This window comes from Halomonas sp. AOP30-A1-24, from assembly GCF_052378165.1.
GTDB classification, from domain to species: Bacteria; Pseudomonadota; Gammaproteobacteria; order Pseudomonadales; family Halomonadaceae; genus Vreelandella; species Vreelandella citrativorans.
This window is the reverse complement of sequence record NZ_JBQSXL010000019.1, coordinates 35,176-51,652: the sequence shown is the minus strand read 5'-3', so window position 1 is coordinate 51,652 and position 16,477 is coordinate 35,176. Positions and strand designations below refer to the sequence as shown.

Annotated in this window: 16 protein-coding genes; 3 read left to right on the top strand and 13 right to left on the bottom strand. The window is 57.1% G+C overall.

From position 1 onward, the window contains the following. Nucleotides 1–53: 53 nt before the first annotated feature. Entirely contained in the window at nucleotides 54–1,223 is a 1,170-nt protein-coding gene (locus ACT3TJ_RS11945) for a mandelate racemase/muconate lactonizing enzyme family protein (protein ID WP_444622330.1), read from the top strand. A gap of 8 nt (nucleotides 1,224–1,231) precedes the next feature. Here ACT3TJ_RS11945 and smc read toward each other — a convergent pair whose 3' ends face one another. The 10 genes from smc to ccmA form a co-directional block, all read right to left on the bottom strand. Beyond that, nucleotides 1,232–4,726, bottom strand: coding sequence for a chromosome segregation protein SMC (gene smc / locus ACT3TJ_RS11940; RefSeq protein ID WP_444665775.1), 3,495 nt, complete (start codon nucleotides 4,724–4,726; stop codon nucleotides 1,232–1,234). An 83-nt stretch (nucleotides 4,727–4,809) separates the two neighbouring features. Then, the gene (gene ccmI / locus ACT3TJ_RS11935) at nucleotides 4,810–5,700 is read right to left on the bottom strand and encodes a c-type cytochrome biogenesis protein CcmI (protein ID WP_444665773.1); all 891 of its coding nucleotides are present in this window, start codon (nucleotides 5,698–5,700) and stop codon (nucleotides 4,810–4,812) included. Then, nucleotides 5,697–6,167, bottom strand: coding sequence for a cytochrome c-type biogenesis protein (locus tag ACT3TJ_RS11930; RefSeq protein WP_444665771.1), 471 nt, complete (start codon nucleotides 6,165–6,167; stop codon nucleotides 5,697–5,699). The genes ccmI and ACT3TJ_RS11930 overlap by 4 nt, the downstream gene beginning before the upstream one ends. After that, a complete protein-coding gene (locus ACT3TJ_RS11925) occupies nucleotides 6,158–6,685 on the bottom strand; it encodes a DsbE family thiol:disulfide interchange protein (protein ID WP_172118687.1) in 528 nt (175 codons plus the stop codon). Before ACT3TJ_RS11925 ends, ACT3TJ_RS11930 begins: the two co-directional genes overlap by 10 nt. Further along, the gene (locus ACT3TJ_RS11920; RefSeq protein ID WP_172118686.1) at nucleotides 6,682–8,685 is read right to left on the bottom strand and encodes a heme lyase CcmF/NrfE family subunit; all 2,004 of its coding nucleotides are present in this window, start codon (nucleotides 8,683–8,685) and stop codon (nucleotides 6,682–6,684) included. Before ACT3TJ_RS11920 ends, ACT3TJ_RS11925 begins: the two co-directional genes overlap by 4 nt. Before the next feature lie 49 nt (nucleotides 8,686–8,734). After that, nucleotides 8,735–9,211 (bottom strand): cytochrome c maturation protein CcmE, encoded by a 477-nt coding sequence (gene ccmE / locus ACT3TJ_RS11915; protein WP_172118685.1) that lies wholly within the window; start codon nucleotides 9,209–9,211, stop codon nucleotides 8,735–8,737. Further along, nucleotides 9,201–9,410 carry a heme exporter protein CcmD gene (gene ccmD, locus ACT3TJ_RS11910; RefSeq protein WP_172118684.1) on the bottom strand — a complete coding sequence of 70 codons (210 nt, stop codon included), beginning with the start codon at nucleotides 9,408–9,410 and terminating at the stop codon, nucleotides 9,201–9,203. The genes ccmE and ccmD overlap by 11 nt, the downstream gene beginning before the upstream one ends. After that, entirely contained in the window at nucleotides 9,410–10,156 is a 747-nt protein-coding gene (locus ACT3TJ_RS11905) for a heme ABC transporter permease (RefSeq protein ID WP_172118683.1), read from the bottom strand. The genes ccmD and ACT3TJ_RS11905 overlap by 1 nt, the downstream gene beginning before the upstream one ends. 14 nt (nucleotides 10,157–10,170) lie before the next feature. Next, entirely contained in the window at nucleotides 10,171–10,899 is a 729-nt protein-coding gene (gene ccmB, locus ACT3TJ_RS11900; RefSeq protein WP_172118682.1) for a heme exporter protein CcmB, read from the bottom strand. A gap of 3 nt (nucleotides 10,900–10,902) precedes the next feature. Further along, nucleotides 10,903–11,523 (bottom strand): cytochrome c biogenesis heme-transporting ATPase CcmA, encoded by a 621-nt coding sequence (gene ccmA, locus ACT3TJ_RS11895; protein WP_172118681.1) that lies wholly within the window; start codon nucleotides 11,521–11,523, stop codon nucleotides 10,903–10,905. A gap of 280 nt (nucleotides 11,524–11,803) precedes the next feature. Between ccmA and ACT3TJ_RS11890 the strand changes: the two genes are divergently transcribed. Both ACT3TJ_RS11890 and ACT3TJ_RS11885 read left to right on the top strand, forming a co-directional pair. Continuing rightward, nucleotides 11,804–12,229, top strand: coding sequence for a LexA family protein (locus ACT3TJ_RS11890; protein ID WP_444665767.1), 426 nt, complete (start codon nucleotides 11,804–11,806; stop codon nucleotides 12,227–12,229). Beyond that, entirely contained in the window at nucleotides 12,230–12,862 is a 633-nt protein-coding gene (locus tag ACT3TJ_RS11885; protein WP_172118679.1) for an IMPACT family protein, read from the top strand. It abuts the gene before it with no gap. 73 nt (nucleotides 12,863–12,935) lie between these two features. Here ACT3TJ_RS11885 and ACT3TJ_RS11880 read toward each other — a convergent pair whose 3' ends face one another. The 3 genes from ACT3TJ_RS11880 to ACT3TJ_RS11870 all read right to left on the bottom strand — a co-directional run bounded on the left by ACT3TJ_RS11880 (nucleotide 12,936) and on the right by ACT3TJ_RS11870 (nucleotide 16,427). Then, a complete protein-coding gene (locus tag ACT3TJ_RS11880) occupies nucleotides 12,936–14,258 on the bottom strand; it encodes a sodium ion-translocating decarboxylase subunit beta (RefSeq protein WP_087107962.1) in 1,323 nt (440 codons plus the stop codon). 11 nt (nucleotides 14,259–14,269) lie between these two features. After that, the gene (oadA, locus tag ACT3TJ_RS11875) at nucleotides 14,270–16,078 is read right to left on the bottom strand and encodes a sodium-extruding oxaloacetate decarboxylase subunit alpha (RefSeq protein WP_444665765.1); all 1,809 of its coding nucleotides are present in this window, start codon (nucleotides 16,076–16,078) and stop codon (nucleotides 14,270–14,272) included. A 91-nt stretch (nucleotides 16,079–16,169) separates the two neighbouring features. Then, the gene (locus ACT3TJ_RS11870) at nucleotides 16,170–16,427 is read right to left on the bottom strand and encodes an OadG family protein (protein ID WP_444665763.1); all 258 of its coding nucleotides are present in this window, start codon (nucleotides 16,425–16,427) and stop codon (nucleotides 16,170–16,172) included. Nucleotides 16,428–16,477 lie beyond the last annotated feature (50 nt).

The following is a 16,477-nucleotide window of genomic DNA, read 5'->3' as shown; positions in this document are numbered from 1 at the left end:
CAGCCCTCCTTGTCACGCATAGGGTTAAGCACTTAACCACCAAGGAGCTTGCCATGCGTATTGTGGATATTCGCGAGAAAACCGTTTCGATTGCCTCCCCGATTGCCAACGCTTATATCGATTTTTCCAAAATGACCTGTTCGGTCGTGGCCGTCATCACTGATGTGATACGCGACGGTAAACCCGTGATTGGCTACGGTTTTAACTCCAACGGGCGCTATGGCCAGGGAGCGCTCATGCGGGACCGCTTTCTGGATAGAATCACCGAGGCCAACCCCGACACGCTCATTGATCACGCCCGCGACAACCTGGACCCGTTTGCTATCTGGGATACCCTGATGAAAAACGAAAAGCCCGGCGGGCATGGCGAGCGCTCGGTCGCGGTAGGCACGATCGACATGGCAATTTGGGATGCAGTCGCCAAAATCGAGGGCAAACCGCTCTACCAACTGCTTGCCGAGCGTTATCGAAACGGCCAGGCCGACGATAAGGTCTGGGTGTATGCGGCTGGCGGCTACTACTACCCTGGTAAAGACCACACCAGGCTGCAGGACGAAATGCGCAGCTACCTGGCACGTGGCTACAACGTGGTAAAAATGAAGATTGGCGGCGCACCGCTTGAAGAAGATATTCGGCGTATCGAAGCCGTGCTTGAAGTCGTTGGCGATGGCAGCCGCTTGGCAGTAGATGCTAACGGGCGCTTTGACCTGAAAACGGCAATTGCTTACGCCGAAGCGCTAAAGCCTTATAACCTCTTCTGGTACGAAGAAGCCGGTGACCCGCTGGATTACGCGCTTCAGGCGGAGCTTGCCAACCACTATGAATTACCCATGGCGACCGGCGAAAACCTGTTCTCGCACCAGGACGCTCGCAACTTGCTACGCCATGGCGGCATGCGTGCCGACCGCGATTTCGTGCAGTTCGATTGCGCCCTCTCCTACGGGCTGGTGGAGTACATGCGCACGCTAAAAGTGATGGATGAGCTTGGCTGGTCATCACGCCGCGTCGTACCCCACGGTGGTCACCAAATGTCACTGAATATCGCCGCTGGCTTACACCTGGGCGGCAACGAATCCTATCCGGATGTCTTCCAGCCGTTTGGTGGCTTCGCTGACGGCATTCAGGTTGAAAATGGCTACGTCGGCCTGCCTGATATTCCTGGCGTAGGCTTTGAAGCCAAATCCAGGCTGTATGCAGTGATGCGCGAGCTGGGCGAAGGCTAAGCTGAGGCTTAGTCCACCAGCGCTGCGGCTTCATCAATCCCCACCGATACCAGACGCGACACGCCGGGTTCCTGCATGGTCACCCCCATCAGGCGCTCGGCGGCTTCCATGGCAATCTTGTTGTGGGTGATATAGATGAACTGAACGTTTTCCGACATCTCTTTTACGAGCTTGGCGTATCGACCCACGTTGGCATCATCCAGCGGCGCGTCAACTTCATCGAGCATACAGAACGGCGCGGGGTTGAGCTGGAAGATCGAGAACACCAACGAAAGCGCGGTAAGTGCTTTTTCCCCACCGGAGAGCAGATGAATCGTGCTGTTCTTCTTACCCGGCGGACGCGCCATGATCGCCACCCCGGTTTCCAGAAGATCATCACCGGTAAGCGTTAGCCAGGCCGCCCCACCGCCAAACACGCGGGGAAAGAGTTCCTGCAAACCGCTATTCACCTGATCAAACGTTTCCCTGAAACGTACCCGCGTTTCCTGGTCGATACGCTTGATCGCTCGCTCCAGGGTTTCCAGCGCTTCGGTCAGTTCGGCGTGCTGGGCTTCCAAATAGTTGCGTCGCTCGGCCTGCTGGTCGTACTCCTCAATCGCTGCCAGATTAATGGCGCCCAAGCGGCGTATCTTCTCGCCAGTGCTTTCCAAACGCTCCTGCCAAACCTGTTCACTGGCATCGCTTGGAAGGTTCTCGGCCAGGGCATCGGCGTCATGCCCCAGTTCGGCCAACTGCTCATCCTGCGTGGCCGCTTTTAGCGCCAGCGCCTGAACATCCATGCGCCGCTGCTGAAGCTGCTCGCGGCTCTGTTCAAGATTGCGTTCGTGCTGCTGGCGGGCCAGCTCATCATTGCGCAGCTGTTCTGCCAGCGACTGGGCCTGCTGGCGCGTTTCGTTAAGGCGGCGCTCCTGCTGCTCACGCTGATGCAGCAATTCTTCAAGCTCCTCACCGGCCAACTCGTCCGGCTCAAGTAGCGTTTCCCGCGACGCTTCTAGCTCTGCTATGCGTAGCGTCAAGCGCTCTTCGCTGTCGCTTGAGCGCGTCTGCTGGGCGCGCAAACTACTCCGCTCAGCGGTTAACCGCTCACGCTCTAACGCCAGCGTTTGCTGCTGCGCTTTTAACGGGCCGTGTTGCTGGGTCAGTTGGTCGCGCTGTTCGCGCTGGCGGCCACGCTGCTCGCTGGCCTCTTCGCGTGCTTGTGCAGTGGTTTCCAGCGTTTCCATCGCCACATTCCAACGAGCACGCTGCTCCTCCAGGGTAAGCGTTAACGCCGCTTCATCCTCTTGCAGTTGCCCAAGCTCCGCATCAAGCTCGGTGGCCCGGCTCTCCAAATGCTCAAGCTTTTGGGCAGCGCTACGCTCTTTAATAGCCAACTGCTGAACGCTTGCAGCATGACCACGCTCCTGCTCAGCCTGCTGTTCACGGGAAAGCTCCAGGGCTTCAATAGTCTCACTGGTCGTTTCGCACTGCTCTTCAGCCAGCGCCAGCGCGTCTTCATCCTGCTCGCGCAGGGCGTCCAGCTCCTTGAAACGGCGTCGCGTTACCAGTAAGGCATCAACGCCTTCGCCATTGGCCTGCTGATGCAGCCAGCCGCGCCCCCGCCAAACGCCGTCACGGCTAACAACGCTTTCTCCCGCTGCAAGGCCGGGCGCAAGCTGCTCAGCCTCGGCGCCGGACTCAACGTAGTGAATACTTGCTAACCATTCACCTATCGCACCAGCGCCGCTTACCAGTGAATCCAGCCGCTGGCCCTGGGTTGAAGCGGCGGGCGCTTGCTCATCAATCAAACACCAGTCGGTAGCCAGCGCCTGCGGCAACGCGGCAAGCTGGTGGCTTGCGACCAGTCGAGCATTCAACCAGGGCGCCAACAGCCAGGAAATGACCGTCTCCCAACCAGGTGTCACGCTGAGGGTTTCACCCAGGCGGGGGGCATTACTTAGCCCGTGGGTTGCCAGAGTTGCTTCCATGTCCGGGTCGTGGTCGGCCAGCGCGGCATCCATCAGGGTCTGCAGCGAGGCCAGTTCACCCTGGCGCTGGCTCAATTCAGCGCGTTTATCATCACGGGTAAGCGTTGCCTGTTGATAACGCTGTTTAGCATCACTGTACTGCTGCTGCCACTGTTCACGCGTTTGGGTGAAGGCTTCGGAACGCTCTTCAGCTTCTTCCAACTGTGCCTGGAACTGAGCGTGCTCTTCGCGTAGCGCGCTCAAATCCGCCAAATCGCCGCGCTGCTGACGCCGCCGCTGGCTTTCTGCCTGTAGGCGTTGAATACGCTGCTCTAAATCGCGCAGCTGGTCCTGGCTGCGGTCGGCTTCGCGGCTGGCATCGCGCCAGCGATTTTCGGCGTCCGACCACTGCTGCTCGGCGGCTTCCATGGCGGGGGTAGCATCGGCCAGGGCCTGTTCCAGGGCGTCCAGCTGCTCTTCCAGCGCTTCGTGTTCGGGCGCCAGGCCCTCAAAGCGTTCGTCGATGGCGGCAAGACGCTCTCGGTCGCCTTCGCTCACCAGGCGTTGCTCATCCAGTTCGCGCCGTGCAGTGGCAATATCGTTGGCTAGCTGGGCCTCACGGCTACGCCGGTGGGCCTGATCCTGCTCCAGCCGTGCAATGCGCGTGGTGGTTTCAAAAAACTGCTGCTGGTGGCGCTCCAGTACCTCAGCCAGCTCATCGTGCTGCTCACGAGCTTGCTCCAGGCGGGTTTCGCACTGGCGTACGCCAAACACATCTTTTTCAACTGAGATTTCCAGCTCACGAACCCGGCTCTCCTGCTGCGACTGCTCTGCTCGCAAGGTGCGCCCGCGTAGCAGTGCCAGCTCGCCTTTAAGCCGGTACTCCTGCTGCTTTAACTCCTGATAGCGTTTGGCCGCCTCGGCCTGGCGCTTTAAGCGCTCAAGCTGTTTATCCAGCTCCTCGCGAATATCGTCCAAACGCTCAAGGTTTTCCTGGGTGCGCCGCATACGATTTTCGGTTTCGCGGCGGCGCTCCTTGTATTTAGAAATGCCCGCGGCTTCTTCAAGCGTTGAGCGCAAATCATCGGGGCGAGCTTCAATCAATCGCGAGATCATGCCCTGGCCGATAATCGCGTAGGAGCGCGGGCCAAGCCCGGTGCCCATAAACAGGTCGGCGATATCCCGTCGACGGCACTTTTGGCCATTGAAGAAGTAGTTGGACTGGCCGTCGCGGGTCACTAACCGTTTGACCACGATTTCCGCGTATTGGGCATACACGCCACCCATGGTGCCGTCGCGATTGTCGAACTTGAGCTCAATAGACGCCTGGCCCACCGGCTTGCGCCCAGTCGAGCCATTAAAGATAACGTCGGCCATGGACTCGCCACGCAGGGTTTTAGCGGAGGACTCGCCCATCACCCAGCGCACGGCGTCGATAATATTGGACTTGCCACAGCCATTGGGGCCGACAATCGCGGTCATATTACCGTCGAAGGGCACCGTGACCGGATCGACAAACGACTTGAATCCAACAAGGCGGATAGAGGTTAAGCGCATGCCAATCCTACAAAAAATTATTTATAAACATGAGAAGTATTCAAAATACATGATTCATAACGACTTCGGCAGCGGTGATTGGCTCAGGGCTCATCAGCCGCCGCTGTTTCGGATGTATCGGCCAGGCGTTCCTGGGCCGCGCGGATACCTTCGCGTAGCGAGTCGGCCGTGTTCGGATCGTTGACCGTTGCCAGCGCGCGCCGCCAGTGCTCCATTGCGCCCTCGTAATCGCCGTTATCAAACGCGTGAATGCCTAACAGACCGAGCACCGTTGGTTGGCGTGGGTCCTGAGCCAGCGTTTCATTCACCAAACGCTGCACATCCGGGGTCAGCTCACGTCCTGCCATAAAGAAGCGAATTTGCGCAAGCTGGGCGAGCAGTGCAGGGAGCCGGCCTTCCAGCGCGATGAGCCGTTCCAGCGCATCGATGGCGTTATCTTCCTGGCCGGTATCGCGATACAGCGGAAACAGCGAGGCCCACACGTTGGCATTGCCCGGCTGAAGCGCGGCCTGCTCTTCCATACGACGAATATACGTGTCTGGAGTAGCGCCGGGGTCGTTGAGTAATTCCTGCTGAACGCCATACAGGGCAAGATCACCCTCGGCCCCCTCTTCCAGGTACCAAAAAAGACTGATGGCCACCACACTCAAGGCAATCAATGGCACAGCTAAACGCCCGGCAAGGGGCGATTGTAGCGGTCGTACGGCCAGCGTGGCAGTGTCTTCCAGAAGGCTACGCTCAAGTTCCAGCGTTCCTTCTTCAAACTGCGCGGCACTAACATCGCCACGCGCATGAGCCGCCTCTAACGAGGCAAGCCGACGCTGAAAAATGGCCACGTTCTGCTCGGCCGAAGTGTCGTTGGCTTCATATGCGCGTTGCTGGTCATAAAGCGCATGCGCCTTACGCAGCGGGGAAAGTAGCAAGACAATCGCTGGCAATATGACAATCGCCATGGCGACCCATAAAAGCGTCATGAGGATCTCCTGCGCTGAATCAGCGCATCCAGCCGAGCGCGCTCTTCAGCACTTAGCGCCTTGGCAGACGCATGGCGCCGTGCACGCACAATCAGCAGCACGATCAAAACACCCCCGACGCCTAACCCGATGGGCAGCCCCCACAGAAGATAGGTGCGGCTCTCCAGGCGCGGATTATAGAGAACATAGTCACCAAAGCGCTCGACCATGTGATTGATCACTTCGCTATCGGAGCGCCCATCCTGCAGCATTTGATACACCCGTTCGCGCATATCGGCGGAGATAGGCGAGTTCGAATCATTGATGGCCTGGTTTTCACACAGCGGGCAGCGCATGGACGCGGTTAATGCGTGATAACGCTGCGCCAGCACCGGGTCGTCAAACTCACGCAGCTCGATTCCCTCCGCCACAACGCTTGCCGACAACAGCAGCAGGAAGAGCACGGCCAGGGTCCGTATTAACGCCATTTGGCTACCTCCGGCAAAATACGCTCGGCCATATCCTGAGGCGAGATATCGCCTTTATGGTGATAGCGAATTATCCCATCGGCATCGACCAGAAACGTTTCCGGCGCGCCATAAACGCCGAGATCAAAGCCCAGGCTGCCGTCAGGGTCAAAGATATTCACTTCAAACGGGTCGCCAAACTCGTTTAAAAAGTGCATTCCCTTCTCGCGGGTATCGCGATAGTTCACCCCGACCATACGAACACCCTGGTCGGCCAATGCCAAAAGCTGGGGCATTTCCTGCTTGCAGGCCGGGCACCATTCGCCCCACACATTAACTAGCGAGACCTCCCCCTGGAGCAGCGTTTGATCAACCAGGCGGCCTTCATCACGCAGCGTGGAGGCCTCAAATGTCGGGAACTCACGTGCCATCAGCGCCGAGTCCCGGGCTGACGGGTCATGCTGCAAACGCTGATATAAAAACAGCGCCACCAGAAGAAAACCCAGCGGTAGCAGTAACAGCCATAGTCGACGGCTCATAGCGCGGCTTCCTGCGTTTTGGGCGAGCGGGCCACGTCGGCACGGTCGGCCGTTCTGGTTCGGCGATAGCGCTTATCCACTATTGCCAGTATGCCGCCTAACGCCATCAACAAACCGCCCAACCAAAGCCAGCGTACAAAAGGCTTATATTGAATGCGCATGGCCCAACTGCCATCCTCCAAATCTTCACCCATGGCAACGTAAAGATCCCGAAACAGGCCGGGGCGTAGCGCGACCTGGCTCATGGGCATACCCGTTGCCAGATAAAAGCGCTTCTCAGGGCGCATAATAAAACCACGCCCTGATTCGATATTGCGCACCTGAATGACGGCCGTATCGGCCATAAAGTTGGCGCCTCGGCGGCTTTTAAGCTCCGTCAACGTGAACTGATAGCCCGCGACGTCAAGCTCGGTGCCCGGCGCCATACGCACCGTGCGCTCAGTGGCATAGTTGGACACCACGGCCACACCAATAATCGTCACTGCAATTCCCACGTGCCCGAGCACCATGCCCCAATATGCCAGGGAAAGCTTGCGCAAACCCGCCAGGCGGCTGGCGCCGTGGCGGGTTTTATCCCACATGTCCTTCCCAATCGGCAGCACGATCCACAGCGCAGCCACAATACCCAATGAGGCCCACAGGTTCCATTCACCGGTGTATATCAGCGGCAACACCATACCCAGCACCAGCGCAGCGACGCCAGCAAGCCACAGCTTACGGCGCAGCTCACTGGCCGACATGCTCTTCCAGCGTGCGACCGGACCAAGCCCCATAAAGAGACACATCACAACCGTCAGCGGTACAAAAAGTGCATTAAAGTACGGCGGGCCCACGCTGATTTTACCCAGCTTGAGCGAGTCTAAAATCAGCGGGTAGAGCGTACCCAGCAAAATGGTCACGGTCATGATGACCAATAGAATATTGTTGATAAGCAGCAGCGAATCTCGTGATAGCCAGTTGAAGCTCGCATGATGGCTCACGCGGGGCGCGCGCAGCGCAAATATCAGTAGAGAAAGCGTCACGGTGATCGTCAGCAGCACCAGAATAAACAAGCCGCGTGAGGGGTCATTGGCAAACGCGTGCACCGAGGTAAGTACACCAGAACGCACCAGAAAGGTACCCAGCAGCGATAGCGAAAAGGTAAAAATGGCCAGCAGTACGGTCCAGCTTTTAAACGAGCCGCGCTTTTCGGTGACGGCCAGCGAATGGATCAGCGCGGTGCCGGTTAGCCAGGGCAGCAGCGAGGCGTTTTCTACCGGGTCCCAGAACCACCAGCCTCCCCAGCCAAGTTCGTAGTAGGCCCACCAACTGCCCAATGCAATACCCACCGTCAAAAAGGCCCAGGCAATATTGGTCCAGGGGCGCGCCCAGCGCGTCCAGGCCGCATCCAACCGCCCACCCAGCAGCGCGGCAATGGCGAAGGCAAACACGACGGAAAACCCGACATAGCCCATGTAGAGCATCGGCGGGTGAACAATCAAGCCAATATCCTGAAGCAGCGGATTAAGGTCCGCGCCATCGTGAGGCACATTGGGCAAAAGCCGCTCGAAGGGATTGGACGTCAGCAGGATAAACAGTAAAAATCCCACGCTAATCAAGCCCATCACACCCTGTACCCGCGCTACCATGTCGCGAGGCAGGCCGCCTGAAAAGCGCGAAGCGGCATACCCCCAGCCCGCCAGCATCAGGCTCCACAACAGCACCGACCCTTCGTGGTTGCCCCACACCGCACTGAGCTTGTAGTACCAGGGCAACAGCGAGTTGGAGTTGTTGGCGACGTTCGCCACGCTGAAGTCATCCAGCGCATAGCTGGCGGTTAGGCACATATAAGCCACTGCGATAAACAGAAACTGCCCCGTGGCCATGGGATGACCATATGCCATCCAAAGCGGCCTGCGCGTGGCCGCCCCGGCTAACGGCATTACGCCCTGCAATACTGCTATTAGCAGGGCAATAATTAACGCGAAGTGCCCAAGCTCAGGGATCAATTTTACCAACATCGGCACTCCAGCATGACACGGACTCTAGGGTATAGGACATTGGCTCAACCTATTCACGCTTGGCTGCTTCAACCGGTTGGTCCTGATAATCAGCAGGCGAGTAACCTGCCTCTTCTAACGCTTGCGACACTTCGGGCGGCATGTAGTTTTCATCGTGGCGAGCAAGCACCTTGTCAGCGATAAACCGCCCGTCTGTAGACAGTTTGCCTACCACTACCACGCCCTGCCCTTCGCGAAACAGATCCGGCAGGATGCCGTTATAGGCCACCGCAAGCTCGTCCACGTAGTCGGTTACCAGGAACTCGACATTCAGGCTTTGCGGGTCACGGACAACCGAGCCCTCCTTTACCATACCGCCTGCACGGATTGTCCGCTCGATGGGCGCGTCCCCTAGGGCAATCTGCACCGGACTGTAGAACAGGTTGATATTAGTGCGCAGGGCATAGAGCGTGAGGCCTACCGCCACGGCGGCTAGCGCCAGCGCGCCGAGAATGATCACTAGCTTCTGGCGACGTTTAGGTGTCATCAGCATGTCTCGCTTGATGGGGTGGATGACGGTCACCACGTCGGGCACGGCGTTTTACAGCACTGGCCAGTTGGCGGCGCTCAAAACGAGCATGAATGATGCAGGCAACCATCAGAAGTGCCGTGACGCCCCAGGCCGCCCACACGTAAGGTCCGTGTCCGCCCATGGCCAAGAACGCGCCAAACGATGTAAATGCCATTACCGCGCCTCCCTGATCAAATCCCTGACCCAGCGCTTATCAATTTCCCGACGCAGGATTTCACTACGCGTACGCATCAGTGTGAGAGCGATAAAAAAACAGTAGAAGCCCAGCACCATGATCAGTAACGGCAGCCACATTTCCGTGGGCATGAGGGGCCGCGACGTCAACGTAAAGGTCGCCGACTGGTGGAGCGTAAACCACCAGTCCACCGAGTACTTGATAATCGGAATATTGATGACCCCAACCATGGCCAGTACCGAAGCCGCTTTTGATCCACCCTCACGACGGCTAAAAGCACTGCGCAGGGCGATCACCCCTAGAAACAGGAACAACAGAATCAGCATGGAGGTCAGTCGGGCGTCCCACATCCACCAGGTGCCCCAAGTGGGCACACCCCACACCGCTCCGGAAAAAAGCGCCACAAACGTCATCACCGCCCCAAACGGCGCCATGACTGTCGCGGCCATATCCGCCACCTTGATCTTCCATACCATGAAGACCAGGCTCGCCACCGCCATCGAAACAAACACCGACTGGGCAAGAAAGGCGGCGGGCACGTGGACATAAATAATCCTGAAACTATCGCCCTGCCCCTGATTCACCTCGGTGGGTGCAAAGGCTAACCCCCATACCGTACCGGTCGCAATGAGTATCAGGGAGACTGCCCAACACCAAGGCTGCACCTTTGCGCTCATTACATAAAACCATTTGGGCGAGCCCCATTTATGAATAAAGGTCCACATGGCGTGTTCTGTCCTCAACCGTTGATACTGATGCGTAGCGAGGCGGCAATCGCCCAGGGAGCCAACAGTAGCGACGCGGCCAGCAGGGCCCCGAGCATGGCCAGGTGCGCCGCGACACCTTCACCGATGACAGCAGCCTGCACCGCCCCAACCCCAAAAATAAGCACCGGTATATACAGCGGCAGTATAAGCAGCGACAGCAGTACACCGCCTCGCGCGATACCGACGGTCAACGCCGCACCAATCGCGCCAAGCAGGCTCAAACTGGCGCTGCCCAGCAAAAGCGAAAGCGCAAGCACCACATAGCTGCCCGGAGGCAGGGCCAGCGTCACACCTAGAAGCGGCGCGACCAGTGCCAGCGGCAGCCCGGTCAACAACCAGTGGGCAAGTACCTTGGCCATGCTAAGCGCGACTAGCGGCTGAGGCGCGAGCAGCATCTGCTCAAGGCTGCCGTCGTCATAATCGGTGCGAAACAGGCTATCCAGCGACAAAAGCGCCGCCAGAAGCGCCGCTACCCACAAAAGACCTGGCGCGATCAGCGCAAGCACGGCGCGGTCGGGTGAAATGCCGATTGGGAACAGCGTTATCACCAGCGCGAAGAAGACCAGCGGATTGAGCAGCTCGCCGCGGCGTCTGAACATCAGTGTTACATCACGCTTCAGGGTGGCGGTAAAGGCAATCCACAGCCCGCCCGGCACTGGCGTTTCAAGTAGTGTAGTGGTCGCCTTCTGCCCCTGCGTCATTGTCTACCCCAGTTGAATACAGCGAGCGGCGGGCGAAGCATTCAGCCCATGGTGAGTGGTTACCAGAATGCTTCCCCCGGCTTGAGCATGAGCTGAAAGCTGCGCTTCAAGCGCGGCTACGCCTTGGTGGTCAATGGCGGAAAACGGCTCGTCAAGCACCCAGAGTGGACGGCGCGTCAGCGTTAACCGGGCCAGCGCCACACGGCGCTGCTGACCCGCCGACAGCTGGCCGGCCAATACGTCCTCAAAACCGCCAAGCCCTACTTGCTCCAAAGCGCTCAGGCGCTGCGATTCATTACCCCGCTCGCCGCTTAGCGCCTGGTACCAGGCCAGGTTTTCAAGCGGTGAAAGCCCAGCCTTGATGCCTGGCGAATGTCCCAGATACAGCAGGTTGGCCAGATAATGTTCACGCACCTTGCGAAGTGGCGCGCCGTTCCAGAAAAGCTCGCCTTGGTAATCACTCAGTTGACCTGCCAGCAGCTTTAACAGTGTGGTCTTGCCGCTGCCATTGGGGCCTTCAATTCGAACAATGTCACCGCTGCGAATCGTGAGATCGAGCCCTTCAAATAGCCAGCGCCCATCACGCTCGCAGGCTAGTTGTCGTGCTTGCAGGCACAGGCTCAAAGGTGTCTCCCAACAGGTTGATAGTTAGCCAAAACTCTACACGGAAAGCCAGGTTATCTCCAGCCAATCGCAGCGGCCGTGAGAATGCACCAAGCGTGCTGACGGAACCAGCATTTTGAATAGCCAAAGGCACTGGATAAAAACAGCACTACCACTGTATGCAAAAACAGCTGTATACTAAAACACTGTATGAAAAGACATGCCAGCAACCTGCTGGCTTGCCACTACTAAACGCCTAGGGAAAGGGCGCTGCATTGGAGAATTTCCTATGAATATATCGATGTCAGCACCAACTCACGCCGGTTCTACCGTATTGAGCAGCGCGTCCTGCGCACCTAAAGGCATTCAATCGGCACGCGCCTTTAAAACAGCACCACGCAGAACGCGGCACAATACCTACGCCCTAAAAATACGTGGCAACCGAATGCGTGATTGCAACTTGTTTGATGGAGATGTCATTATTATTCGGCGTTTTCAATGCGATACCCACGAAGAAACCGCCGTCGCTCACATCAATCAGCAGCCTGTTGCGTTGAAGCAGCTCTCGATCAGTCGCTTTGGCGTACATTTATGGCCTGCCGATACCCAAGCGCCGGATCTCTTTTTGCACAATCGCGATATTCAAGTGTTAGGAATGGTAATGGGTGTGGCGCAGGATAGTGCCAACGACCTTGCTGCCAATTCTTATGGCCTTATGGAGCACTGATTGCGTTATCAAGTTCCTGATTTAGCTGCCTCGCAGTGGCATACCGCCGAGATAGAGGTCGAAAAAAGCCAGTTTCTGGCGTGGCTATGCCATGCGCCAGATGTGGCCGCTTTTAGTGCACTTCTTGAAGCGGCAAGAGCTGCTCACCCCAATGCCAGCCATCACTGTACGGCTTATATTGCTGGGCCGCCCGGGGAGCAAACACTGATTGGTTTTTCCGATGATGGCGAGCCTGGCGGCACGGCTGGCCGGCCAATGTACCAGGTACTTCAAGGCAGCCAAATGGGTGAAATCGGCGGTGTCGTGACGCGCTACTTTGGCGGCACCAAACTAGGCACCGGCGGGCTGGCACGGGCTTACGCTCAAGCCATCAGCCATGCGTTGGAAACCTTACCGACGCGTGAAGTGATTGAGCGAGACGCCTACACGCTACGCCTTACCTTTGCCAGCGAGGCGATCGCCCGCGCCTGGTGCGACGAAAAGGCCATCCCCATTGAACACGTCAACTACGATGGCGAAGGTGTTCAGCTCACCATTGGCTGGCCCCGCGACCATACGTTCGACCTTTCCCCCTTGGAAAATCGCCTAAAGTGCACGCTGGACGTTACCCCGGTAAACGCACCCGCCCCCTGAACCAAAAACGGCTTACGGTGTAAACCGTAAGCCGTGCATGGGGCACTTCTGCTTCCCCGTCAATCCTGTCTATTTATCCCAAATATTTAATCATTACCCCGGCAGCCACGGCAGAACCAATTACCCCTGCCACGTTTGGGCCCATCGCATGCATCAACAAGAAGTTATGCGGATTGGACTCCAGACCGACCTTATTAGCCACGCGCGCTGCCATAGGCACAGCAGATACCCCGGCAGCACCTATCAGCGGATTAATCGGCATACGGCTCATTAGGTTCATTAGCTTGGCCATTAACACCCCGGCGGCGGTACCGATCCCGAAGGCCACGATGCCCAGCCCCAGAATCCCGAGGGTTTCCACCGTCAAGAAGCTTTCCGCCATCAGCTTTGAGCCAACAGAAAGCCCTAGAACGATCGTCACGATGTTGATCAGCGCATTCTGGGCGGTATCCGAAAGCCGCTCTACCACGCCGCATTCGCGCATCAAATTACCAAAGCAGAACATCCCCAGAAGCGGTGCTGCGTCGGGTAGAAACAGCGCGACCAGGATCAACAGCATGAGTGGAAAAATCACTTTTTCCAGCCTGGAGACGGGGCGCAGCTGCGTCATTTTTATCTGACGCTCTTTTTCAGTGGTTAACAGCCGCATGATAGGTGGCTGGATTAACGGCACCAGCGCCATGTACGCGTAGGCCGCCACCGCGATAGCACCCAATAGCTCTGGCGCAAGCACGCTGGACACATAGATAGACGTTGGCCCATCGGCGCCGCCGATAATCCCGATCGCTGCCGCCTGGTTCAGCGAGAAGTCCATGATGCCCATGGAGGTCAGCACAACAGCACCAAACAGCGTGGCGAAAATACCAAACTGGGCCGCAGCACCTAGAAACAGCGTACGAGGGTTGGCAAGCAGCGGGCCAAAGTCAGTCATGGCCCCCACGCCCATAAAGATCAACAGCGGCGCGATACCCGATGCAATGGCCACTGAATAGAAGTTATACAGCATGCCATTGCTGTAACCGACGCTTGTCGCAATATCCTTAGCGGCACGCAGCTGCTCTGGCGCTACCTCACCATGGGCAACTACTTTGAGCGTTTCACGCCACGCATCAATACCTGCCAAAGGATCCAGCATTACGCCCAGCGCGGCACCAACCTGCTGAAGCACGGCAGGCTTGCCAACCTCAATGGCCTGGTCCAGCGCTGAAATCGCAAGGCCAGCTTCGGGAATATTGGCAAGAATCCCCCCAAAACCAATCGGCACTAACAGCAGCGGCTCAAATTTCTTATGGATCGCCAAATAGAGCAGCAGCAGCCCGACCCCGATCATGACCACTTGGCCAAGCTCAAGGTTATAAAGCCCCGAGCCCTCCCATAACGTGACTAGCTTATCCATTCCCGAGGCCCTTAAAGCTCAATCAGTACGTCGCCAACAGCTACGCTGTCGCCTTCACTAACATTGACTTTCGATACCGTGCCGGCACTGCTGGCGCGAATTTCGGTTTCCATTTTCATTGCTTCAAGAATGATGACCACTTCCCCATCCGCCACCTGGTCGCCAGGGCGCACATTCACCTTGAAGATATTGCCAGCAAGCGGTGCTTCTATGGTTTCACCACTGCTGGCCGCCGGGGCGGGGCTCGCCGCAGGCGCAGCCGACTGCTCTTGCACCTGGCCAATATCGCCGCCTTCAGAAACTTCCACTACAAACGCTTTGCCATTGAGCTTTACGGTATAGGTTTCAGGGCCACGTGCCGCTTCTGGCGCACTGCCTTGAGTAACCACCGGAGGCTTGGCAGGCTCGCTACCAGCCGCCTGGGGCGCGGGTTCGAAAGCGTCCGCGTTATCACGATTTTTAAGAAACTTCAGACCGATTTGTGGGAACAAGGCGTAGGTGAGGACATCATCTATTTCACAGTCGCCTTCTGCCAGGCGTACCTGCTCGGCGCCGGCTTTCTCTTTAAGCTCTGCCGCCAGCTTTTGCATTTCAGGTGCAAGGTTATCCGCCGGGCGACAGGTAATCGGCTGACCGCCTTCCAGCACGCGGGCTTGAAGCTCGGTATTAAAGGGGGCGGGTGCCGCGCCGTATTCACCTTTCAGCAGCGCCTGCACTTCTTTGGAAATGGACTTGTAACGCTCGCCCATCATCACGTTCATTACCGCTTGAGTACCGACGATTTGCGACGTGGGCGTCACCAGCGGAATAAATCCCAGGTCTTCACGCACGCGAGGAATTTCGCCAAGCACATCGTCCAGCTTGTCGCCCGCACCCTGCTCTTTCAGCTGACTTTCCATATTGGTCAGCATGCCGCCTGGCACCTGGGCTACCAGAATGCGCGAATCGATGCCGCGTAACGAACCTTCAAAAGCAGCGTACTTTTTACGTACTTCACGGAAATAGCCCGCGATGTCTTCCAACAGCTCAAGGTCCAGCCCGGTATCACGGTCGGTATCCTTGAGCATCGCAACAACGGACTCTGTGGGGCTATGTCCATACGTCATCGACATGGACGAAATCGCGGTATCGACGTTATCGATACCGGCCTCGACTGCCTTAAGAATGGTGGAAGTGGAAAGTCCTGTCGTGGCATGGCAGTGCAGGTGAACAGGAATAGACAGATTTTTCTTCAGCCGCGTTACCAGCTCAAATGCGGTGTAAGGCGTTAACAGCCCCGCCATATCCTTGATAGCCAGCGAGTCTGCGCCCATTTCGGCAATATTGGTCGCTAGATCGACCCAGCTATCCAGGGTATGTACCGGGCTTACCGTGTAGGAAATGGTGCCCTGCGCATGCCCACCCACCTGACGAACCGCTTTAATCGCGCGCTCCAGGTTGCGCGGGTCATTCATGGCATCAAACACACGGAACACATCAACGCCATTGGTTTTGGCCCGTTCGACAAACTTATCGACTACGTCATCCGCATAGTGGCGATAGCCCAACAGGTTTTGACCACGCAGTAGCATGGCTTGAGGCGTATTGGGCATCGCCTCTTTTAATGCCCGAATACGCTCCCATGGGTCTTCGCCTAAATAACGAATGCATGCATCAAAGGTGGCGCCCCCCCAGGTCTCTAGCGACCAGTAGCCAACACGATCCAGCTTTTCAGCGATGGGCAGCATGTCGTCCAGACGCAAGCGGGTCGCAAACAGTGATTGATGGGCATCACGCAGTACCACATCGGTAATTCCCAGCGGGCGTTTTGTCTCATTCATAGCAGTAGCTCACACGTTAAAATTATTGATATGTAGTAAAACTAACAAAATAAAGGCAAAAAAGGGGATAGGCTGACTAAAAAATTACCGATTAGTGACGCTTTAATGAGCGGTAACGATGCACCGCAGCACTGATAACTGCAGTCACTTCCTCGTCCTCGCCACTCAACGCGGGAGCAGACGAAGGCTTTGTACCTGTTAACGTCGGCACAGGCGTCGGCTGAAAACGACCTAACAGTTTTGACATCAACGTAACGCTAATGACTAAAATAGTAAGAAAAACAAAAACAAAGCCCATCCCAAGCCCCATAATTGCGAGCCCTTCCTGGAGTAGTTCTGCATTCTGCATAATGTCTCTCTTGTTGTAGAACATAAATTAACGCTTAAAGGGCTCTAAAA